At 71.7% G+C, this 21,995-nt stretch carries 17 protein-coding genes; 16 read left to right on the top strand and 1 reads right to left on the bottom strand.

The features are described from left to right. The first annotated feature begins 352 nt into the window (after window positions 1-352). The 3 genes from ABEA77_RS31485 to clpX all read left to right on the top strand — a co-directional run bounded on the left by ABEA77_RS31485 (window position 353) and on the right by clpX (window position 3,183). Complete coding sequence (locus tag ABEA77_RS31485; protein ID WP_345655231.1) at window positions 353-958, top strand: ATP-dependent Clp protease proteolytic subunit; 606 nt, start codon at window positions 353-355, stop codon at window positions 956-958. Window positions 959-1,005: 47 nt separating this feature from the next. Continuing rightward, a complete protein-coding gene (locus ABEA77_RS31480; protein WP_345655228.1) occupies window positions 1,006-1,680 on the top strand; it encodes an ATP-dependent Clp protease proteolytic subunit in 675 nt (224 codons plus the stop codon). 210 nt (window positions 1,681-1,890) lie between these two features. After that, on the top strand, window positions 1,891-3,183 hold the full coding sequence (gene clpX / locus ABEA77_RS31475; protein WP_345655226.1) for an ATP-dependent Clp protease ATP-binding subunit ClpX: 1,293 nt from the start codon (window positions 1,891-1,893) through the stop codon (window positions 3,181-3,183). Window positions 3,184-3,330: 147 nt separating this feature from the next. On the opposite strand, the gene ABEA77_RS31470 is transcribed toward clpX, so the two are convergent. Continuing rightward, window positions 3,331-4,359 (bottom strand): hypothetical protein, encoded by a 1,029-nt coding sequence (locus ABEA77_RS31470; RefSeq protein ID WP_345655224.1) that lies wholly within the window; start codon window positions 4,357-4,359, stop codon window positions 3,331-3,333. 140 nt (window positions 4,360-4,499) lie between these two features. Here ABEA77_RS31470 and ABEA77_RS31465 point away from each other — a divergent pair, with 140 nt between their 5' ends. From ABEA77_RS31465 to ABEA77_RS31405, 13 genes are all read left to right on the top strand, one after another. Next, complete coding sequence (locus tag ABEA77_RS31465) at window positions 4,500-7,121, top strand: valine--tRNA ligase (RefSeq protein WP_345655222.1); 2,622 nt, start codon at window positions 4,500-4,502, stop codon at window positions 7,119-7,121. Between the two features lie 115 nt (window positions 7,122-7,236). Then, the gene (folC, locus tag ABEA77_RS31460) at window positions 7,237-8,751 is read left to right on the top strand and encodes a bifunctional tetrahydrofolate synthase/dihydrofolate synthase (protein WP_345655220.1); all 1,515 of its coding nucleotides are present in this window, start codon (window positions 7,237-7,239) and stop codon (window positions 8,749-8,751) included. Window positions 8,752-8,760: 9 nt separating this feature from the next. Then, entirely contained in the window at window positions 8,761-9,135 is a 375-nt protein-coding gene (locus ABEA77_RS31455; protein WP_345655218.1) for a DUF4233 domain-containing protein, read from the top strand. 141 nt (window positions 9,136-9,276) lie between these two features. Then, window positions 9,277-9,693 carry a nucleoside-diphosphate kinase gene (gene ndk, locus ABEA77_RS31450; protein WP_345655216.1) on the top strand — a complete coding sequence of 139 codons (417 nt, stop codon included), beginning with the start codon at window positions 9,277-9,279 and terminating at the stop codon, window positions 9,691-9,693. A gap of 274 nt (window positions 9,694-9,967) precedes the next feature. Beyond that, window positions 9,968-10,987: a rod shape-determining protein gene (locus ABEA77_RS31445; protein WP_225013313.1), complete on the top strand. Its 1,020-nt coding sequence runs from the start codon at window positions 9,968-9,970 to the stop codon at window positions 10,985-10,987. Between the two features lie 157 nt (window positions 10,988-11,144). Beyond that, window positions 11,145-12,212 carry a rod shape-determining protein MreC gene (mreC, locus tag ABEA77_RS31440; RefSeq protein WP_345655214.1) on the top strand — a complete coding sequence of 356 codons (1,068 nt, stop codon included), beginning with the start codon at window positions 11,145-11,147 and terminating at the stop codon, window positions 12,210-12,212. A 9-nt stretch (window positions 12,213-12,221) separates the two neighbouring features. Next, entirely contained in the window at window positions 12,222-12,902 is a 681-nt protein-coding gene (gene mreD / locus ABEA77_RS31435) for a rod shape-determining protein MreD (RefSeq protein WP_345655212.1), read from the top strand. Beyond that, the gene (mrdA, locus tag ABEA77_RS31430) at window positions 12,899-15,142 is read left to right on the top strand and encodes a penicillin-binding protein 2 (RefSeq protein WP_345655210.1); all 2,244 of its coding nucleotides are present in this window, start codon (window positions 12,899-12,901) and stop codon (window positions 15,140-15,142) included. The genes mreD and mrdA overlap by 4 nt, the downstream gene beginning before the upstream one ends. Window positions 15,143-15,145: 3 nt before the next feature. Next, complete coding sequence (gene rodA, locus ABEA77_RS31425; protein ID WP_345655208.1) at window positions 15,146-16,345, top strand: rod shape-determining protein RodA; 1,200 nt, start codon at window positions 15,146-15,148, stop codon at window positions 16,343-16,345. 72 nt (window positions 16,346-16,417) lie between these two features. Next, window positions 16,418-17,950, top strand: coding sequence for a CYTH and CHAD domain-containing protein (locus tag ABEA77_RS31420; RefSeq protein WP_345655206.1), 1,533 nt, complete (start codon window positions 16,418-16,420; stop codon window positions 17,948-17,950). A 142-nt stretch (window positions 17,951-18,092) separates the two neighbouring features. After that, entirely contained in the window at window positions 18,093-20,018 is a 1,926-nt protein-coding gene (locus ABEA77_RS31415) for a TIGR03960 family B12-binding radical SAM protein (protein ID WP_345655205.1), read from the top strand. 733 nt (window positions 20,019-20,751) lie between these two features. After that, window positions 20,752-21,543, top strand: coding sequence for a TIGR03936 family radical SAM-associated protein (locus ABEA77_RS31410; protein WP_345655203.1), 792 nt, complete (start codon window positions 20,752-20,754; stop codon window positions 21,541-21,543). A gap of 236 nt (window positions 21,544-21,779) precedes the next feature. Continuing rightward, window positions 21,780-21,995, top strand: a 216-nt coding sequence (locus tag ABEA77_RS31405) for a hypothetical protein (RefSeq protein ID WP_345655202.1), incomplete at its 3' end; no start/stop codon positions are given.

Genomic DNA, 21,995 nt, shown 5'->3' with positions numbered 1-21,995 from the left:
CGCATCTGCGCGCCCTGCGCGGCGTGTGCCGCCGGCCGTGCCGCGGTCGCGGTTCCGGCCGGTCAGCCGCGGTCCCGGCCGGTCAGCCGCCGGAGCGGCCCCCGCTCCACGGCGCGGGCACGGCACGCGGTACGGTCGGCGGCACCCTTCGCCGGGGGCCAACTACCTTGCGCTCCGAGCGAACAGCTACGGAACCAGGATGGCGCCCGCCGACCTGGGGGTTAGGGTCCATGAGTACGAGAGCCGGAGAAGTCGTCCGGGCGCGGTACGGCCCGGCCTCCACATCTCGGGACGAAGACGCTGAGACGGCCGAGGCCGTCAGAGACGAGCAGGTGGACACGTGACGAATCTGATGCCTTCCGCCGCAGGAGACCCGTCCATCGGTGGGGGCCTCGGCGACCAGGTCTACAGTCGGCTGCTCGGCGAGCGGATCATCTTCCTCGGCCAGCAGGTCGACGATGACATCGCCAACAGGATCACCGCGCAGCTCCTCCTTCTCGCGGCCGAGCCCGAGAAGGACATCTACCTCTACATCAACAGCCCCGGTGGGTCCGTCACGGCCGGCATGGCCGTCTACGACACCATGCAGTACATCCCCAACGACGTGGTCACCATCGGCATGGGCCTCGCCGCGTCCATGGGCCAGTTCCTGCTGACCGGCGGCGCCGCGGGCAAGCGCTTCGCGCTGCCGAACACCGACATCCTCATGCACCAGGGCTCCGCGGGCCTCGGCGGCACCGCGTCCGACATCAAGATCCAGGCCGAGCAGCTGCTCCGCACCAAGAAGCGCATGGCCGAGATCACCGCTCGTCACACCGGCCAGACCGAAGAGACGATCATCCGCGACGGCGACCGCGACCGCTGGTTCACCGCCGAGGAGGCCAAGGAGTACGGCATCATCGACGAGATCATCTCCGCTGCCTCGGGCGTCCCGGGCGGCGGCGGCACCGGGGCCTGAGCGTCCGCGCCCCGGTCCGTCCCCCGAAGGTCTCCCAGGTCACAGGAATGGTGAACACCGACATGAACAACTACTCCGCGAGCGGCCTCTACACGGGCCCGCAGGTGGACAACCGCTACGTCGTGCCGCGCTTCGTCGAGCGCACCTCCCAGGGCGTCCGCGAGTACGACCCGTACGCGAAGCTGTTCGAGGAGCGCGTGATCTTCCTCGGCGTGCAGATCGACGACGCCTCGGCCAACGACGTCATGGCGCAGCTGCTGTGCCTGGAGTCCATGGACCCCGACCGCGACGTCTCGATCTACATCAACAGCCCCGGCGGCTCGATGACGGCCCTGACGGCCATCTACGACACGATGCAGTTCGTGAAGCCGGACATCCAGACCGTCTGCATGGGCCAGGCCGCCTCCGCCGCCGCGGTGCTGCTCGCCGCCGGTACCCCCGGCAAGCGGCTCGCGCTGCCCAACGCGCGCGTCCTGATCCACCAGCCGTCCAGCCAGACCGGCCGCGAGCAGCTGTCCGACCTGGAGATCGCGGCCAACGAGATCCTCCGCATGCGCATGCAGCTGGAGGAGATGCTGGCGAAGCACTCCACCACCCCGATCGAGAAGGTCAGGGACGACATCGAGCGCGACAAGATCCTCACCGCCGAGGAAGCGCTCTCGTACGGCCTGATCGACCAGATCGTTTCCACCCGCAAGACCACGGCCGCCGCAGCGGCCTGACCGGCGCGCGCCCTTGGCGCGGTCGCGTCGCGCACCCGCCCGGTACGTCCGGGGCCGTTACGGCGGCCGTACGGATGTCGTACGGTCGTCCGGGGGGCACGGCGAACCGCGCCAAGAGGGGCCCGGACACCGGGCCGGGCAAGGTACCGTCGGATATGAGGCACAGGAGCCGCTGAACCAAGCTGCTCCCAGGCGAAGGGGAAGCACCTCGTGGCACGCATCGGTGATGGCGGCGACCTGCTCAAGTGCTCGTTCTGCGGCAAGAGCCAGAAGCAGGTGAAGAAGCTCATCGCAGGGCCCGGTGTGTACATCTGCGACGAGTGCATCGACCTCTGCAACGAGATCATCGAGGAGGAGCTCGCCGAGACCTCCGAGGTGCGGTGGGAGGAACTGCCCAAGCCGCGCGAGATCTACGAGTTCCTTGAGGGCTACGTCGTCGGGCAGGAGCCCGCGAAGAAGTCCCTCTCGGTCGCCGTCTACAACCACTACAAGCGGGTGCAGGCGGGCGAGAACGGCGGCGGCTCGGGCCGTGAGGACGCGATCGAGCTCGGCAAGTCCAACATCCTGCTGCTCGGCCCCACGGGCTCGGGCAAGACGCACCTCGCGCAGACGCTCGCGCGCATGCTCAACGTCCCGTTCGCCATCGCCGACGCGACGGCGCTGACGGAGGCCGGGTACGTCGGCGAGGACGTCGAGAACATCCTCCTCAAGCTCATCCAGGCCGCCGACTACGACGTCAAGAAGGCCGAGACGGGCATCGTCTACATCGACGAGATCGACAAGGTCGCGCGCAAGAGCGAGAACCCGTCGATCACCCGTGACGTCTCGGGCGAGGGCGTGCAGCAGGCGCTGCTGAAGATCCTGGAGGGCACCACCGCCTCGGTGCCGCCGCAGGGCGGCAGGAAGCACCCGCACCAGGAGTTCATCCAGATCGACACGACGAACGTGCTGTTCATCGTGGGCGGCGCCTTCGCCGGCCTTGAGAAGATCATCGAGGCGCGCGCGGGTGCGAAGGGCATCGGCTTCGGCGCGACGATCCGCTCGAAGCGCGAGATCGAGGCGCGTGACATGTTCCAGGAGGTCATGCCGGAGGACCTGGTGAAGTTCGGGATGATCCCGGAGTTCATCGGCCGCCTCCCGGTGATCACCTCCGTGCACAACCTCGACCGCGAGGCGCTCAAGCGCATCCTGGTCGAGCCGCGCCACGCGCTCGTCAAGCAGTACCAGCGGCTGTTCGAACTGGACGGCGCGGAGCTGGAGTTCGAGGAGTCCGCGCTCGAAGCCATCGCGGACCAGGCGATCCTGCGCGGCACCGGCGCGCGCGGCCTGCGGGCCATCCTCGAAGAGGTCCTGATGTCGGTGATGTACGAGGTCCCGTCCCGCAAGGACGTGGCCCGCGTGGTCATCACCGAGGAAGTCGTCCACTCGCACGTGAACCCGACCCTGGTGCCGCGCGAGCCCAGGATCGTGAAGAACGACGGGCGGCACGAGAAGTCCGCCTGACGCGGGCACGGCACGCACGAGGCGCCCGGCAGGCCGATCAGCTCGACCTGCCGGGCGCCTCGGTGTTTCTCGGGTCCCCGTGTCCCCGGGAGCTCCCGGGGTGCCCGCGTTTCCCGGGGTTCCCGGTGCGCGGGCCGCCGCCGCGGGTCAGGACGCGACGCGGACGTCGTCGCGGAGCTTCGTGGTGGTCTCCGCGACGTCGGCGATCGTGGTGGGCTTGCCCGCGAGCACGGACGCCACGTCGGTCGACGTGGCGAAGCCCAGCGTGCTGTGGTCGGCCCAGACGCAGATCGGCAGGGTGATCTCCTTGGGCCCCGCGCCCGAGGTGTCGCCCTGCACCGTGAGGTTCTGGCACTTCATGACCGCGCCCTTGAGCCCCTGGGGGGTGACCGCCCGCGGGCTGCCGACGAGCTTGCCCTGCCCCTCCTTGTCGGACGAGGACTCCTTCTTCAGGCCGGCGAAGAACGTGTCGAGCGTCTTCTCGGGGTCGTCGATCGTGCCGTAGACGCCGCCGTAGTCGAGCACCACCTCGGTGAGCGGGTTGTCCTTGTCGCCCTTGGTGTACTCGGCGGAGATGTCCTTGGGGTTCCGGACCCCGGCCTTCCTGGCGTCCTTCAGGTCACTTGAGGCCGAACTCCCGCCGCTGCCGGGCTTCTTGACGAACTGCCCGTCGAGCACCCGGTCCGGTGCGGTGAGCTTGTGCGGCCCGTCGTCGGCGATGTCGGACCCGCCGCCGCCCGAGGTGAGGACGTACACGCCGCCCGCGATCACGGCGCACGCCACCACCACGGCGGTGACGACGAGCGCCGTCCGCTTCTTCTTCTGCGGCCCGCCCGCCGGGCCGGCGCCGTAGGGGCCGGCCCCGTAGGGCGGCTGGCCCGGCTGTCCGGGCCCCCCGTAGGGGTTCTGTCCGTACGGCGGCTGCGGCGGCTGTCCCGGCTGTCCGTAAGGCCCCGGCTGCGCGTACGGGTTGGGGGCGCCGGCGGGCCCGCCCTGCTGCGGCGGCTGCCCGTAAGGGCCGGGCTGCTGCGGGTAGCCGTACCCCGGCTGCTGCTGCGGCGGGACGCCGGGCTGCGGCGGCTGCCCGTAGGGGCCGGGCTGCTGCGGGTAGCCGTACCCGGGCTGCTGCGGCTGCTGCTGCGGCCCCCCGTAAGGCCCGAGCTGGTTCTCACTCATTGCGGTCCGTTCCCCTCCCATAGGGATGTAGCTGTCCCACATCCTGACGGATGGGGGCACGGCACGGGGCCCCCGGGGCCACACCGTTACGCCCGGCAATCCGTTTCGGGGCGGCCCGGGGACACCTCTAAACTGGCTTCGTGACCGAGAACTCAGCGCAGCAGCCACCAGCTCCCCGTGAATTGCCGACCCAGTACGCGCCGGCCGAGGTAGAGGGGAAGCTGTACGAGCGCTGGGTGGAGGCGGGCTACTTCGAGGCGGACGCCGCGAGCGACAAGCCGCCGTACACCATCGTCATCCCGCCGCCCAACGTCACCGGCTCCCTCCACCTCGGGCACGCCTTCCAGCACACGCTGATGGACGCCCTCACCCGCCGCAAGCGCATGCAGGGCTACGAGGCGCTTTGGCTGCCCGGCATGGACCACGCGGGCATCGCCACGCAGAACAAGGTCGAGCAGCAGCTCGCGGAGGAGGGCACCTCACGCCAGGACATCGGCCGCGAGGAGTTCGTCCGGCGCACCTGGCAGTGGAAGGAGGAGTACGGCGGCCGCATCCTCGGCCAGATGCGCCGCCTCGGCGACGGCGTCGACTGGACGCGTGAGCGCTTCACCATGGACGAGGGCCTCTCCAAGGCCGTCGGCACGATCTTCAAGCGGCTCTACGACGACGGCCTGATCTACCGCGCCGAGCGCATCATCAACTGGTGTCCGCGCTGTCTGACCGCGATCTCCGACATCGAGGTCGAGTACCAGGACGACGCGGGCGAGCTGGTCTCGCTGCGGTACGGCGAGGGCGACGAGACCGTCGTCGTCGCCACCACCCGGGTCGAGACGATGCTCGGCGACACGGCCGTCGCGGTCCACCCCGACGACGCCAGGTACGCGCACCTCGTCGGCCGGCGGATCAAGCTGCCGCTCACCGACCGCACGATCCCCGTCGTCGCGGACGCCCACGTCGACCCCGAGTTCGGCACGGGCGCGGTCAAGGTGACCCCGGCGCACGACCCGAACGACTTCGCGATCGGCCGCCGCCACGACCTCGAATCGCTCACGATCATGGACGAACGCGGTGTGATCACCGTGCCAGGGCCCTTCGAGGGGCTCGACCGGTTCGAGGCGCGCTCCGCGATCGTCGAGGCGCTGCGCGAGCAGGGCAGGGTCGTCGCGGAGAAGCGGCCCTACGTCCACAGCGTCGGCCACTGCTCGCGCTGCGGGACCACCGTCGAGCCGCGGCTCTCGCTCCAGTGGTGGGTCAAGGTCGAGCCGCTGGCGAAGGCGGCGGGCGACGCGGTCCGCGACGGGCGGGTCAGGATCCACCCCGAGGACATGTCGAAGCGGTACTTCGACTGGGTCGACAACATGCACGACTGGACCATCTCGCGCCAGCTGTGGTGGGGCCACCGCATCCCCGTCTGGTACGGCCCCAACGGCGAGACGGTGTGCGTCGGACCGGACGACGAGGCCCCCACGGGCGAGGGCTGGACGCAGGACACCGACGTCCTCGACACGTGGTTCTCCTCGGCGCTGTGGCCGTTCTCCACCCTGGGCTGGCCCGAGCGCACCCCGTCGCTTGAGAAGTTCTATCCGACGGACACCCTGGTCACCGGCCACGACATCATCTTCTTCTGGGTCGCCAGGATGATGATGTTCGGCCTGTACGCGATGGACGGCACGCCCCCCTTCCACACCATCGCGCTCACCGGCCTCGTCCGCGACGAGCACGGCAAGAAGATGTCGAAGTCCTTCGGCAACGTGGTCGACCCGCTGGACTGGATGGACACCTACGGCGCCGACGCGGTGCGTTTCACCCTGGCGCGCGGCGCCAACCCTGGCGCCGACGTGCCCATCGGCGAGGACTGGGTCCAGGCGTCCCGCAACTTCGCCAACAAGGTGTGGAACGCGACGCGCTTCGCGCTGATGAACGGTGCCACCGTCGAGGGCGAGCTGCCGCCCCCCGAGCGGCTCTCCGCCACCGACCGGTGGATCCTGTCCCGGCTCGGCCGCACGGTCGCCGCCGTCGACGCGTACTACGACGACTACCAGTTCGCGAAGCTCAGCGACGCCCTCTACCACTTCGCGTGGGACGAGGTCTTCGACTGGTACGTCGAGCTGTCGAAGACGACCTTCGCGGCAGGCGGCGAGGGGGCCGCGGTCTCCCGCCGGGTCCTCGGCGAGGTCCTCGACGTCACGCTGCGGCTGCTGCACCCGGTGATCCCGTTCGTCACGGACACGCTGTGGACGGCGCTCACCGGACGCGAGTCCGTCGTCGTCGCCGAGTGGCCCGCGGACGGCGGCTTCCGCGACGAGGCGGCCGAGCGGGAGATCGAGCACCTGCAGGAGGTCATCACCGAGGTGCGCCGCTTCCGCGCCGACCAGGGGCTCCAGCCGGGTCAGCGGGTGCCCGCGCGCCTCGACCTGTCCGGCACCCCGCTCGCCGCGCACGAGCCCGCGATCCGCGCGCTGCTGCGGCTCCAGCCCGAGGGAGAGGGCTTCCAGGCGACGGCGACGCTGCCCATCGCGGGTGCCGCGGTCGCGCTCGACCTGTCGGGCACCATCGACGTGGCGGCCGAGCACAAGCGCCTCACGAAGGACCTGGGCGCGGCCGAGAAGGAGAAGGCGCAGGCGGAGGCGAAGCTCGCCAACGAGGCGTTCCTGGCGAAGGCCCCCGACCAGGTGGTCGACAAGATCAGGGGCCGCCTCGCGAAGGCCGAGGCGGACATCGCCCGCATCACCGCGCAGCGCGCGGCGCTGCCCCGGGCGTGACGCGCGGGCGGCGACACGAGCGGTGAAGGGGGCCGGGCGGCGGGCCCGGCCCCCTTCGCGTGCGGGGCCCCGCCCGCGGCCCTGCGCCCCCGCGCGGCTCCGTAGACTGGGGCCCGTGAGTGACACCCCCGAGCACGACGCGCACGACGGCCCCGACGACGATTTCGAGGCCATCGTCGCGAACGAGACCACCCGCGACCCCGACCTCGCCGTGATCGAGGCGGGCAGCCGCACGCTGCGCGCCCAGGCAGGGCCCCCCGCGGGGGACGTCCCGGGGCGCCCGGAGGACCCGGAGGCCGACGCGGCGCTGCGGGCCGTCGAGGCGGAGCTCGCGGACCGCTGGGGGGAGACCAGACTCGACCCGTCGACGGTGCGCATCCGCGCCCTGCTCGACCTGCTCGGGGACCCGCAGCGCGGCTACCCGTCGATCCACATCACCGGCACCAACGGCAAGACCTCCACGGCCCGCATGATCGAGGCGCTGCTCGGCGCGTTCGACCTGCGCACCGGCCGCTACACCAGCCCGCACGTGCAGTCGGTCACCGAGCGCATCAGCCTGGACGGCGCGCCGGTCTCCGCCGAGCGGTTCGTGGAGACGTTCCGGGACGTCAAGCCGTACGTCGAGCTGGTCGACGCCGACCAGCCGCACCGGCTCTCGTACTTCGAGGTGCTGACCGGGATGGCGTACGCGGCCTTCGCGGACGCCCCGGTCGACGCGGCCGTGGTCGAGGTCGGTATGGGCGGCACCTGGGACGCCACCAACGTGATCGACGCGGGCGTCGCCGTGATCACCCCCATCTCCCTCGACCACACCGACCGCCTCGGCGACACACCGGGCGAGATCGCGGGGGAGAAGTCGGGGATCATCAAGGACGGCGCGACCGTGGTGCTCGCCCAGCAGCCCGTGGACGCCGCGCAGGTCGTGCTCAAGAAGGCCGCGGAGCGCGGCGCCACCGTGGCCCGCGAGGGCCTGGAGTTCGGCGTGCTCTCCCGGGAGGTCGCCGTCGGCGGGCAGCTGATGACGCTGCGCGGCCTCGGCGGCGAGTACGGCGAGGTGTTCCTGCCGCTGCACGGCGCCCACCAGGCGCACAACGCGGCGGTGGCGCTCGCGGCGGTCGAGGCGTTCTTCGGGGTGGGCTCGGCGCGGCCGGACCCGCTGGACGGGGAGACGGTGCGCAAGGCGTTCGCCGCGGTCTCCTCGCCGGGACGCATGGAGGTCGTGCGGCGCTCGCCCACGGTGGTGCTCGACGCGGCGCACAACCCGGCGGGCGCGCGCGTCACCGCCGACGCGGTCAGCGAGGCGTTCGACTTCAGCCGGCTGATCGGTGTCGTCAGCACCAGCGCCAACAAGGACGTGCGGGGGCTGCTCGAAGCGCTCGAACCGGTCTGCGCCGAGCTGGTCGTCACACAGAACTCCCACTACCGCGCGATGGACGCGGACGCGCTCGCCGCCGTCGCCGTCGAGGTCTTCGGCGACGAGCGGGTCCAGGTGGAGCCGCGGATGGACGACGCGCTGGAGGCGGCGATCACGCTCGCCGAGGAAGAGGGCGAGTTCGCGGGCGCGGGGGTGCTCGTGACGGGTTCCGTCATGACGGTCGGCGAGGCCCGGCTGCTGCTCAGGAGGGGCTGACACACGGCCATGCGTACGCTCTGCTCATCGACGCTGCTCGCCGAGTTCTTCGTGATCGGCTTCGCGGGCCTGGTCGCCATGAAGTCGGCCTCGCTGTCCACGGCGGCCGTCTGGACGGTCTGCGGCATCGCGATGTTCCTCTCGCTCGCGCTGTGCGGCGTGATCACCCGCCCCGGCGGGGTGCAGCTCGGCTGGGTGCTCCAGGCCGCACTGCTGCTCAGCGGCTTCGCGGTGCCGATGATGTTCATCCTCGGCGCGGCGTTCGCCGCCCTGTGGTGGGCGTCCGTGCACTACGGCCGCATCGTCGACGCGCACAAGGCCCGCTGGGCCGCCCCCGCCGAGCAGCGGGAGGGCGCCCCGGGCGAAACCGTGCCGGGGGAATAGGCGTCCACGGGTACGGGGGCCCCGGCCCGGTCCCGTACCCGCACGTCATCCGCACGGCCGCGTGCGGGCGGTGCGAGCGGCACCGGTAGCCTCACACCACCGTTTCGCTCACAGTCACCCCCTACCCAAGGAGCCGCACCCATGACGACCCAGCGCACCCTTGTCCTCCTCAAGCCCGACGCCGTGCGCCGCCGCCTCGTGGGCGAGATCATCGGACGCATCGAGCGCAAGGCCGGCTGGAGCATCGCCGCCATGGACCTGCGCTCCCTCGACCGGGAGACCCTGGAGCAGCACTACGGGGAGCACGAGGGCAAGCCGTTCTACGAACCGCTGGTCGCGTTCATGGAGTCAGGACCCGTCGTCGCGCTCGTCGTCGAGGGCGAGCGGGTCATCGAGGGGGTGCGCGGCCTCGCGGGCCCGACCGACCCGATCGCCGCGGCGCCCGGGTCCATCCGGGGGGACTTCGGCACCATTGTCCGGGAAAACCTGATCCACGCGTCGGACTCCGAGGAGTCCGCCATTCGGGAACTGAAGATTTTCTTTCCCGGACTTTCCTGACCGGCTGTCAGCCGAATAGCCTGTGGCCTGGGGCGACCGGAGGAATTCGGTCGCCCGAGGGATTGCTCCGCGCCCTTACGGGAACGCATCGCGGAGACACTTCGTCACCCATACTGAGGTGGGCCACCGCGCCGATCAGGGGCTGGCGGCACTACGATGAGCCCAAGCCGGGCAAGCCTGGGGCTTCGCGCGCGCTCCACCACCCACCTCGCCGTCCTGAAAAGCCATCAACGCTTCGATTGGGAAGGCCAGACGCATCCTCATGGGGAACAACATGTCGTTCATCGGCCGTGACATGGCTGTCGACCTCGGGACCGCCAACACGCTGGTGTACGTCAGAGGCCGGGGGATCGTCCTCAACGAACCGTCCGTCGTCGCCATCAACACCAACACCGGCGGCATTCTCGCGGTAGGCGCTGAGGCGAAGAAGATGATCGGGCGCACGCCCGGCAACATCGTGGCGGTACGGCCCTTGAAGGACGGTGTGATCGCCGACTTCGAGATCACCGAGCGCATGCTCAGGTACTTCATCCTGAAGATCCACAAGCGCCGCTACCTCGCCCGGCCCCGTGTCGTCATCTGCGTGCCCTCCGGCATCACCGGGGTCGAGCGCCGCGCCGTCATCGAGGCGTCGACGCAGGCGGGCGCCCGCCAGGTGCACATCATCGAGGAGCCCATGGCCGCGGCCATCGGCTCGGGCCTGCCCGTCCACGAGGCCACCGGCAACATGGTGGTCGACATCGGCGGCGGCACCACCGAGGTCGCGGTGATCTCGCTCGGCGGCATCGTCACGGCCCAGTCCATCCGGGTCGCGGGCGACGAGCTGGACAACGCGATCATCCAGCACATCAAGAAGGAGTACTCGCTCCTGCTGGGCGAGCGGACCGCCGAGAGTATCAAGATCACCATCGGTTCCGCGTACGACCTGGAGAAGGACGAGCACACCGAGATCCGCGGCCGCGACCTGGTCTCCGGGCTGCCGAAGACCGTGGTCATCTCCGCGGCCGAGGTGCGCAAGGCCATCGAGGAGCCCGTCAACGCCATCGTCGACGCGGTCAAGACGACCCTCGACAAGTGCCCGCCCGAGCTCTCGGGCGACGTGATGGACCGCGGGATCGTCCTCACCGGCGGCGGCGCGCTGCTGCGCGGCCTCGACGAGCGGCTGCGCCGCGAGACGGGCATGCCGATCCACATCGCGGAGAACCCGCTGGATTCCGTGGCGCTCGGCTCGGGCAAGTGCGTCGAGGAGTTCGAGGCGCTCCAGCAGGTGCTGGACGCCCAGCCGCGCCGCTGACCGGCCGCGGTCCCGGGGCCGCGCGGTGTCCCCTGAATGCGGACGGTCGGATGTCCGGCATCCGAAGGAAACCGCCGTGCGGCCGCTGCCGTCCCGTACGGCGGCTCGTTGATACACAGGCAGAGACATTCCTACGAGGAAGGCACGGCCGCCGCACGTGAGGGACACAAAGGAGAGCCGGCTGCTCCTGGTGCTGTTGATCGTCGTCGCGTTCGCCCTGATCACCGTCGACATCCGCGGGGGAGAGAACTCCCCCGTCGACGGCGCGCGACACGCGGCGGCCGCCGCGCTCGGGCCCGTGGAGAACGGTGTGGCGGGCGCGGTGAACCCGGTGGGCAACGCCATAAGCGCGGTCCGGGACTCGGACACCCGGCACAACCGCATCACCGAACTCGAACAGCAGAACGCGCAGCTCAAGCGCGAGCTCGGCAGCGACGACCAGAACCGCGCCAAGGCCAAGGAGCTGGACAAGATCCTGCGGGTCGCCGGCGCGGGGCAGTACGGGGTGAAGGGGGCCCAGGTCGTCGGGATAGGAGCCGCGCAGGGCTTCTCCTGGACGGTCACCCTCGACATCGGCTCCCGTGACGGCATCAAACGGGACATGACCGTGCTCAACGGCGACGGGCTCGTCGGCCGGGTCACCACGGTCGGCCCCACCACCTCGACGGTGCTCCTCGCCAACGACCCCGACTTCACGGTCGGCACCCGCCTCGAACGCACCGGGGAGCTGGGCTTCGCCACGGGGCAGGGCGACCGGCCGATCTCCGTGCAGCTGCTGAACGCCAAGGCGAAGGTCAAGCCGGGCGACCGGATGGTCACCTTCGGGTCGAGCAAGGACAAGCCGTTCGTCCCCGGCGTGCCCGTCGGCACCGTCGAGCGGGTCGACCCCTCGGGCGGCGGCCTGACGCGGACGGTGTACGTGAAGCCGTTCGTGGGCTTCACCAAGCTCGACGTGGTCGGTGTCGTCGTCCAGGCGCCGCACCAGGACCCGCGGGACACGGTCCTGCCGCCGAAGCCGAAGGCGAAGCCCGCCCCGACCGTCACCGTCACGGTCAGCCCGTCCGCCGACGCGGGCCAGGGCGAGGGACAGGGCACAGGACAGGACGACACGGCGGGCGAAGGCCGGGGCACCGGGCAGGACACCGGCCAGGGCGCGGGCGACGGCGGGGACGCCGTACCCGATCCGAACGCGAACACCGGCACCGCCGACGACAATCAGGAATAGAGCCGCTCCATGCGCATCAACCGGATTCTGCTCTCGGCCGCGCTGGTCGTGGTCGCCCTGGTCCTCCAGGTCTCCGTCCTCGCGAGACTCCACCTGCCCGGCGCGGTGCCCGACCTCATGCTGCTGGTCGTCCTCGCGCTCGCCTTCGTGTACGGGCACGTCGGCGGCGCCCTCGTCGGCTTCGGCGCCGGCCTGCTGACCGACCTCGCGCCGCCCGCCGACCACGCGGCCGGGCGGTACGCGCTGGTGCTCTGCGTGATCGGCTACCTGGCGGGGCTCGTACGCCCGGAGAACGGGCAGGTCCGCTCGGCGCTGCTGCCGATGTTCGCGGTCGTCTGCGCCGCCCTCGGCTCCACCCTGCTCTACGCGGGCGTCGGCGCGCTCGTCGGGGACACGGCCGCCCGCCATGTGGGGCTCGGGGGGCTGCTGTTCACGGCGGCCGTGTACGACCTGCTGCTCGCGCCGTTCACCGTGCCCTGGATCATGGCGCTCGCGAGAAAGGCCGACAACGATCCGCTCGCCGAGTCGCAGAAGTCCGGCGGCGGGGGCGCGGGCGCCGACGTCGCGGCCGGCTGGACCGGTTACGGCACCGGGCTGCGGATCGGCGGCCAGCGCGGCGGGCTGCGCGTGCGGGCCGCCCGCAACAGGGCGGCGAAGGCGGGACGCATCAAGGGGGTCAAGCGGCTGTGAGCAACATTCCGGAGACCGGCAGGACGCCCCGGGTGAAGATCCGGGTGATCGTCATCCAGATCCTCGTCTTCTCCCTGCTGCTCACGCTCGGTGGCAGGCTCTGGTACCTCCAGATCCGCAACGGCGAGCAGTACACGCAGGAAGCGGACAACAACCACGTCCAGCAGGTCGTGCAGCCCGCCGTGCGCGGCTCCATCGTCGACGACCGGGGCGTGCCCCTCGCCGACAACGAGACCCGGCTCGTGGTCTCCGCGAGCCGCACCGAACTGCTGAAGCAGCCCGACGACGGCAAGGCAGTCCTCACCCGCCTCGCCGGCGTCCTCGGCATCAAGCCGAAGGACGCCGTCGACAAGGTCAGGCTGTGCGACGCGAAGACGCCCAAGCCGTGCTGGAACGGCTCCCCGTACCAGCCCATCCCGATCACCGACAAGGCCACCACCCAGCAGGCGCTCCAGATCATGGAGCGCCGCGAGGACTTCCCCGGCATCACCGCCGAGCCCACCGCGGTCCGCAGCTACCCGGGCCCCGTCGGGGTCAACGCCGCCCAGGTCCTCGGCTACCTCGGCCCGGTGACGGACAAGGAGGTCGCCGCCTCCGAGAAGACCGACAACCCGCTGCTGCGCTCCGACAGCGTCGGCCGCGCCGGCCTGGAGAGCGAGTACGACCAGCAGCTGCGCGGCAAGTCGGGTGTGACCCGCTACGAGGTCGACAACCTCGGCCGCGTCATCGGCAAGGCGGGCGCCACCCCGGCGCAGGCCGGCAGCAACCTGGTGACCAGCATCGACTCCCGCGTCCAGGCGGTCACGGAGAAGGAGCTCGCGGAGGCGATGAAGAACCTCCGCAAGCAGTACGACTCCGTCACCGGCGAGAACTACAAGGCCGACTCGGGCGCCGCCGTCGTGATGGACGTGCACACCGGCCGCGTCCTCGCGATGGCCAGCAACCCCACGTACGACCCGAACGTGTGGACCGGCGGCATCTCGTCGGCGCAGTACACGAACCTCACCAACAAGAAGTCGAACTACCCGCTGCTCAACCGCGCCACCCAGGGCGAGTCGGCGCCCGGCTCGACCTTCAAGGTGATCTCCACGAGCGCCGCGGTCAACGCCGGGTACAACCCGGACGGCGGCTACCCCTGCACCTCCTCGATGACCGTGGGCGGCCGCGTCTTCAAGAACTTCGAGGGCGAGAACTTCGGCGCCATCAGCCTCGCCAAGGCGCTGGAGGTCTCCTGCGACACCGTCTTCTACAACGTCGCCTACGACCAGTGGAAGAAGGACGGCGGGATCAACGCGAAGCACCCGAAGGACTGGTTCTTCAAGACGGCCCACCAGTTCGGGCTCGGCAAGAAGACCGGCATCGACCTGCCCAACGAGGTCTCGGGCCGGGTCCCCGACCGCCAGTGGAAGCAGGCCTACTGGGACGCCAACAAGGCCGCGTGGTGCAAGGACGGAAAGAAGAACGGCTCGTACGTCCAGCAGATCGAGTTCGAGAACTGCAAGGACGGCTACCAGATCCGCCCCGGTGACTCGCTGAACTACGCGATCGGGCAGGGTGACACGCTGCTCACGCCGATCCAGGAAGCCGTCATGTACTCGGCGATCGCCAACGGCGGCACGATGTACCAGCCGACCATCGGCAAGGCCGTCGTGAGCGCGGACGGCAAGAAGGTCACCCCCATCAGGCCCAAGGTCTCCGGGCACCTGCCCGACAGCAAGAAGACCATCTCGTACATCAACAAGGCGCTCCAGGGCGTGGTCACGAGCGGCACCGCCGCCTGGCAGTTCGGCGGCTGGCCGCAGGACAAGATCACATTGCACGCCAAGACCGGTACGGCCGAGGTCGCGGGCAAGCAGACCACCGCCTGGCTCGCCACGTACACCAAGGACTACGCGGTCATCATGACGATCTCGCAGGGCGGCACCGGATCGGGCGGCGCGGGCCCCGCGGTCCGCAAGATCTACGAGGCCATGTACGGCATCGGCGCGGACGGCTCCATCGACCCGAAGGCGGGCATCCTGCCGAAGCCGGTCTCCGCGCTGCCGAAGATCCAGTCCGACGGGTCGATCGACGCGCCGGAGCTCAAGCCGTACAAGGCGCCGAAGAAGAAGGAGCCGGTGGGCCCGAGCGCCCCGGCGGACCCGAACGCCTCAGAGCAGCCGGCGGAGCCCGCCGGCACCGGCGGCGGCACCCAGCAGGTGGCCGCGGGCCCGCTCGCGACCCCGGCCCGGAGGGACTGAGCGATGGCCGGTACCAGTGGTTTCTCCGTCTCCGGCTACGGTCCGCGCCGTACCGGCTGGGCGCGGCTCGCGGCCCGCGACTCGGCCCTGCGCAAGCTCGACTGGCCGCTGCTGCTCTCCGCGGTCGCCCTGTCCCTCATCGGCTCGATGCTGGTGTACTCGGCGACCCGCAACCGCACCGCGCTCAACGGCGGCGACCCGTACTACTTCCTCGTACGCCACCTGATGAACACCGGCATCGGCCTCGCCCTGATGGCCGGCGTCCTGTGGCTCGGCCACCGCACGCTGCGCGGTGCCGTGCCGATCCTCTACGGGCTGTCGATCCTGCTGATGCTGGCGGTCCTCACCCCGCTCGGCTCCACGATCAACGGCGCCCACTCGTGGATCGTGATCGGCGGCGGCTTCTCCGTACAGCCCTCGGAGTTCGCCAAGATCACCATCCTGCTCGGGATGGCGATGATCCTCGCCTCCCGGGTCGACGCGGGCGACACAGAACACCCCGACCACCGCACGGTCGCCAAGGCCCTCGCCCTCGCGCTGGTGCCGATGACCGTCGTCATGCTCATGCCCGACCTGGGCTCCGTCATGGTGATGGCGGTGATCGTGCTCGGCTGCCTGCTGGCGTCCGGCTCGCCGAAGCGGTGGATCCTCGGGCTGATCGGCGCGGGCGTCGTCGGCGCCGTCGCCGTGACCGCGCTCGGCATCCTCGACCAGTACCAGATCAACCGGTTCGCCGCGTTCGCCAACCCGGACCTCGACCCGGCGGGCGTCGGCTACAACACCAACCAGGCGCGCATCGCGATCGGTTCCGGCGGACTGCTCGGCAAGGGACTCTTCCACGGCTCGCAGACCACCGGGCAGTTCGTGCCCGAGCAGCAGACCGACTTCGTCTTCACCGTCGCGGGCGAGGAGCTCGGCTTCCTCGGCGCCGGGTTCATACTGCTGCTGCTCGGCGTCGTCCTGTGGCGCGCGTGCCGCATCGCCCGCGAGTCGAGCGAGCTGTACGGCACGGTCGTCGCGGCGGGCATCATCGCCTGGTTCGCCTTCCAGGCGTTCGAGAACATCGGGATGACGCTCGGCATCATGCCGGTGGCCGGCCTGCCGCTGCCGTTCGTCTCCTACGGAGGCAGCTCCATGTTCGCCGTGTGGATGGCGGTGGGCCTGTTGCAGTCGATCAAGGTGCAGCGGCCGATAGGAGTCTGAGCCGTACGCGCACGACCGTGAGAAGGGCCGCCCCCGGGCTTGGGGGCGGCCCTTTCCGGTTACCCGGAGGACATGACGGACACCACGCGCGAGGTCGAACGGACGTATGTGTTCCCCGACTCCCCGGGCGGCGCGACGGGCGGCCCGCCCGCCCTGCCCGACCTGACCGGCGTCCCCGGCGTCGCGGAGGCGCGCGCCGAGGGCACGGTCGGCCTCGACGCCGTCTACCACGACACGGCCGACCTGCGGCTCGCCGCGGGCCATGTCACCCTGCGGCGGCGCGAGGGCGGCCACGACGCGGGCTGGCACCTGAAGTTCCCCGTCGCGCCCGGCGTACGGGACGAGCTGCACGCGCCCCTCTCCGCCGAGCTGCCGGACGAACTCGCCCGGCTGGTGCGGTCGCGGACCAGGGGCGCGGACCTCGCGCCCGTCGTCCGGCTCGTCACCTCCCGCACGGTGACCCGGCTGCTCGGCAAGGGTGGCACACCGCTCGTGGAACTCGCCGTCGACGACGTACGAGCGGAACGCCTCGGCGGCCGGCTCACCGTCACCTCCTGGATGGAGGCGGAGGCCGAACTCGCCCCCGGCGCGGACCCGGACATCCTGCGCCGCGTCGACAAGCGGCTGCGTGGGGCCGGCCTCATACCGGCGCGGTCCCCGTCGAAGCTGGCCCGCGCGCTCGCCGAGACGGGGCCGCCCGTGCCCCCGCGAGAGGACGGCCCGCCGCCCCGCACCGCGGGCGACCACCTCCTCGCCCACCTGCGCGAACAGGCCGAGGCGCTCCAGACGCTCGACCCGGCGGTCCGCCGCGGGCAGCCCGACTCCGTGCACCAACTGCGCGTCGCGGCCCGCCGACTGCGCTCCGTGCTGCGCGTGTACGGCTCGGTACTCGACCGGGGCGCCACCCGGCCCGTCGAGGCCGAACTGCGCCGTCTCGGCGCCGCGCTCGGCGCCGACCGCGACACCGAAGTGCTCACCGGGCACCTGCGCGAACGCATCGACGCGCTGCCCGCGCCCCTGCTGCTCGGCCCGGTCGAGGCGCGGCTGCGGCTGTGGAGCGTGGCGCGCGGCGCGCACGCCCGCGACCTCACCCTCACCACCCTGGACGACCGCCGGCACACCGCGCTCCTCGACGCGCTCGCCGCGCTGCTCGCCGACCCGCCGCTGCGGGGGGCCGCGGCGAAGCCGCCGCGCAAGGCGCTGCCGAAGGCCCTGGCGAAGGAGTACCGCGGGCTCGCCCGGCGCGTCGACCGCGCGCTCGCCCTCCCGCCGGGCGAGGAGCGCGACCTGGCGCTGCACTCGGCACGCAAGGCGGCCAAACGGGTCAGGTACGCCGCGCAGGCCGCGGTGCCCGGCATCGGCAGGCCTGCGGCGAGGTTCGCGAAGCGCGTCAAGAAGGTGCAGCGCCTCCTCGGTGAGCACCAGGACGCCGTCGTCGCCCGCGCGGCCGTGCGCGAACTCGCCGTCCAGGCCCACGCGGCGGGGGAGCCGTCCTTCACCTGGGGGCTGCTCCACGCGGACGAGGACGCGCGGGCCCGTGCCTGCGAGCGCGAGCTGCCCCGGGTGTGGCGCGAGGTGGCGAAGCGCGGGGCGCCCGCGGGCTGAGCCCCGGCAGGCCCAGGGGCGGCCTGCCGGGCCCGCCGCGCGCGGTACGCTGGTTAATCGCCCCGGCGCGGCCCCTGCCGCCGTGCGGGCGAGCCGCCCGCACGGCGGGCGTACCACACAGCCGGCCCACGAAAGATCCGCGATGCCTGCCGATTCGGTCTTCCCGCAGCTCGAAGCTCTGCTCCCGCATGTACAGAAGCCGATCCAGTACGTCGGCGGCGAGCTGAACTCCACGGTCAAACCGTGGGAGGAGTGCGACGTGCGCTGGGCGCTGATGTACCCCGACGCGTACGAGGTCGGCCTGCCCAACCAGGGCGTCATGATCCTCTACGAGGTGCTCAACGAGCGCGAGGGCGTCCTCGCCGAGCGCACGTACAGCGTCTGGCCCGACCTGGAGGAGCTGATGCGCAAGCACGGCGTCCCCCAGTTCACGGTCGACAGCCACCGCCCGGTCTCCGCCTTCGACGTGTTCGGGCTGAGCTTCTCCACCGAGCTCGGCTACACCAACATGCTCGCCGCGCTCGACCTCGCGGGCATCCCGCTGGACGCGGCCGACCGCACCGAGGACCACCCGATCGTGCTGGCCGGCGGGCACGCCGCGTTCAACCCCGAGCCGATCGCCGACTTCATCGACGCCGCCGTCATCGGCGACGGCGAGCAGGCCGTCCTGACCATCACCGACATCATCCGTGACTGGAAGGCCGAGGGCCGCCCCGGTGGCCGCGCCGAGGTCCTCTTCAGGCTCGCGCGCACCGGCGGCGTCTACGTGCCGGGCTTCTACGACGTGGAGTACCTCCAGGACGGCCGCATCGCGCGCACCGTGCCGAACAGGTCGGGCGTGCCGTGGCGCGTCTCCAAGCACACCGTCATGGACCTCGACGCGTGGCCCTACCCGAAGCAGCCGCTCGTGCCGCTCGCCGAGACCGTGCACGAGCGGATGTCCGTGGAGATCTTCCGCGGCTGCACCCGCGGCTGCCGCTTCTGCCAGGCAGGCATGATCACCCGGCCGGTGCGCGAGCGCTCCATCACCGGTATCGGCGACATGGTCGAGAAGGGCCTCAAGGCGACCGGCTTCGAGGAGGTCGGCCTGCTGTCGCTGTCGTCCGCCGACCACACCGAGATCGGCGACATCGCCAAGGGCCTCGCCGACCGGTACGAGGAGGACAAGATCGGCCTCTCGCTGCCGTCCACCCGGGTCGACGCGTTCAACATCGACCTGGCCAACGAGCTGACGCGCAACGGCCGCCGCTCCGGCCTCACCTTCGCCCCCGAGGGCGGCAGCGAGCGCATCCGCAAGGTCATCAACAAGATGGTCTCGGAGGAGGACCTGATCCGCACGGTCGCCACCGCGTACGGCAACGGCTGGCGCCAGGTGAAGCTGTACTTCATGTGCGGCCTGCCGACCGAGACCGACGACGACGTCCTCCAGATCGCCGACATGGCGATGAACGTCATCCAGAAGGGCCGCGAGGTCTCAGGATCCAACGACATCCGCTGCACGGTGTCGATCGGCGGCTTCGTGCCCAAGCCGCACACCCCCTTCCAGTGGGCGCCGCAGCTGTCGGCCGAGGACACCGACGCCCGCCTGGAGAAGCTGCGGGACCGCATCCGCGGCGACAAGAGGTACGGCCGCTCCATCGGCTTCCGCTACCACGACGGCAAGCCCGGCATCGTCGAGGGCCTGCTCTCGCGCGGCGACCGCCGCGTCGGCGCGGTGATCCGCGCCGTCTACGAGGACGGCGGCCGCTTCGACGGCTGGCGCGAGCACTTCTCGTACGACCGCTGGATGGACGCCGCCGCGCGGACCCTGCCCGCCTACGGGGTCGACGTGGCCTGGTACACCACCCGCGAGCGCTCCTACGAGGAGGTCCTGCCCTGGGACCACCTGGACTCCGGCCTGGACAAGGACTGGCTCTGGGAGGACTGGCAGGACGCCCTCGACGAGACCGAGGTCGACGACTGCCGCTGGACCCCGTGCTTCGACTGCGGCGTGTGCCCGCAGATGGACACCGAGATCCAGATCGGCCCCACGGGCAAGAAGCTGCTGCCGCTCACGGTCGTCAAGTAGGCCCGGGGGCGGCGCGCCCGGTCGCTCGCGTGTGCGGGGGCCGGGCGGGCGTGCGCCACGCGCGGCACTGCCGCCACGGCGCGCCACCGCGTCGAGTGACGGCCGGGCAGCGGAGTGCGCCGGGGGCGGCCGGGGACCTACGGTCGGTGCGCGCGGCCGTGCGCCCGGCCGGGGAAGCGCCCGGCGTCCCCTGGCGCGCCCCGCCGTCTGGGCCGGCCCGCGCTCCGGCCCGGCCGCCCCTCACCCCCCGGGCGGCCGGGCCAGGTCGGCGGCCCTTCGGTGTGTTTCTCCGGTCAACTCCGCACCATACGAGGTGTGTTGAGAAAGAGAGGCCACAGGGAATGTCGGTGTGACCGGCGTGCGGCGGTGTGTTCCGCGGGGCCCGCGGTGTGGGGGATGCGCGCGGTGTGCGAGGGGCCCGCGGGGTGGGCGTACGGCCGGGCGCGGGAGGCCGGGGAACCGAACGGGGCCCGTGCGCGTACTCTGGGTAGTACAACGACTGTCCCCGGCGCGGCGCCCGCACCCGAAGTCGTCCTGAGCGATCAGGACCGACGCCGGGAGACGGAGCCCACCGCACGCCCGGGGTCCCGCGTTCGGACCGGGCCGGACCACCAGAGCCCGGCGCGATCCGAGGGGGAGGACCCCGAGGGCCGCGCCAGACCGCGCGGCCCCGCACCGAGGAGAGAAACCACTGGGCAAGCGACAGCCCGAAGGCCCGCCGCCCGCACCCGCGGTGCAGCGCATCCGACTGCGCTACACCAAGCGCGGCCGCCTCCGGTTCACCAGCCACCGCGACTTCCAGCGCGCTTTCGAGCGGGCGCTGCGCCGCGCCGAGGTGCCCATGGCGTACTCGGCGGGGTTCACACCGCACCCGAAGGTGTCGTACGCCAATGCCGCACCCACCGGCACGGGCAGCGAGGCCGAGTTCCTGGAGATCGCCCTGACGCAGCCGCGCGACCCGCGCGAGCTGCGGGACCTGCTCGACGCGTCGCTGCCCGCGGGCCTCGACGTCGTCGACGCGGTGGAGGCCAGGGTCCCCGGGCTCGCCGAGCGGCTGACCGCCTCCGTGTGGGAGCTGCGCCTCGACGGCGTCGCGGAGGGCACCGCCCAGCGCGCGGTCGCCGCGTTCCTCGCGGCGGAGAGCGTCGAGGTCGAGCGCCGCACCAAGAACGGCATGCGGACGTTCGACGCCCGCGCCGCGGTCGTCGACCTGCGGGTCGTCGCGGAGTCCCGCCAGGGCGGCGGCTCCGCGGGTACGGCCCCCTGTGCGATACTGCGGCTGGTTGTTCGGCACGCGACACCCGCCGTACGACCCGACGACGTCCTGTCCGGTCTCCGAGCTGTGGCCGACCTGGCGCCGCCGGTCCCCGCAGCGGTGACCAGGCTGGCGCAGGGGCCCCTCGACGAGGAGTCCGGCACGGTGACCGACCCGCTCGCGCCCGACCGCGAGGCGGAGCCGGCGGGCCGCACCACGGCCCCCGGGACCGCCGCCGCGACGGCGGGAGGGGACCCGGTCCCCGCGTAGGACCGTCGCCGCGCGCCGCCCTCGAATCCGGGAGCCACCTGGATCGGGCAGCGCACAGACCAGAAGACTTTCGCCAGGCCGTGCCCGCGGGACAAGCGGGTAGGGAACCGGCGAGCCAGACACAGAGTTCCCGTGCGGCGCCCGCGCCCCGGGCGGTGGCGGACGCGCAGCGCGCGGACCGCCGCCGGACCGGAACCAGGCGCGGCGCCCGGGAACGTGACGGGAGAAACGCCCGGATGTCCAACGAGACCTTGTCCTCCGGCACGGCCGGAGAGAACCCCGAAGAGAACAACAGCCCCAGCGACACGCTGCCGCCGCGCCGCAGGCGCCGCGTCGCCTCGCGTCCCGCTGGCCCGCCCGCCGGAGCCGAGGGCGGCGAGTCCGCGCAGGTCACGGCCGAGACCCCGGCGGCGCCCAGCGCGGCGCCCCCCGAGACCGCTGCGCCGGAGCCC

The sequence above is a fragment of the Streptomyces tremellae genome, from assembly GCF_039540215.1.
In the GTDB taxonomy this organism is placed as follows: domain Bacteria; phylum Actinomycetota; class Actinomycetes; order Streptomycetales; family Streptomycetaceae; genus Streptomyces; species Streptomyces tremellae.
Note: the sequence above shows the minus strand (reverse complement) of the source record. Positions and strands in the feature narration are given on the sequence as shown.

What these genes read in the sequence shown, in the direction of transcription:
- ABEA77_RS31485 (WP_345655231.1), top strand. Translation starts at nt 353, where the DNA reads ATGCCTTCCGCCGCAGGAGACCCGTCCATCGGTGGGGGCCTCGGCGAC.
- ABEA77_RS31480 (WP_345655228.1), top strand. Translation starts at nt 1,006, where the DNA reads ATGGTGAACACCGACATGAACAACTACTCCGCGAGCGGCCTCTACACG.
- ABEA77_RS31470 (WP_345655224.1), bottom strand. Translation starts at nt 4,359, where the DNA reads ATGAGTGAGAACCAGCTCGGGCCTTACGGGGGGCCGCAGCAGCAGCCG.
- ABEA77_RS31455 (WP_345655218.1), top strand. Translation starts at nt 8,761, where the DNA reads ATGCGTACGCTCTGCTCATCGACGCTGCTCGCCGAGTTCTTCGTGATC.
- ndk (WP_345655216.1), top strand. Translation starts at nt 9,277, where the DNA reads ATGACGACCCAGCGCACCCTTGTCCTCCTCAAGCCCGACGCCGTGCGC.
- ABEA77_RS31445 (WP_225013313.1), top strand. Translation starts at nt 9,968, where the DNA reads ATGTCGTTCATCGGCCGTGACATGGCTGTCGACCTCGGGACCGCCAAC.
- mreD (WP_345655212.1), top strand. Translation starts at nt 12,222, where the DNA reads ATGCGCATCAACCGGATTCTGCTCTCGGCCGCGCTGGTCGTGGTCGCC.
- rodA (WP_345655208.1), top strand. Translation starts at nt 15,146, where the DNA reads ATGGCCGGTACCAGTGGTTTCTCCGTCTCCGGCTACGGTCCGCGCCGT.
- ABEA77_RS31420 (WP_345655206.1), top strand. Translation starts at nt 16,418, where the DNA reads ATGACGGACACCACGCGCGAGGTCGAACGGACGTATGTGTTCCCCGAC.
- ABEA77_RS31415 (WP_345655205.1), top strand. Translation starts at nt 18,093, where the DNA reads ATGCCTGCCGATTCGGTCTTCCCGCAGCTCGAAGCTCTGCTCCCGCAT.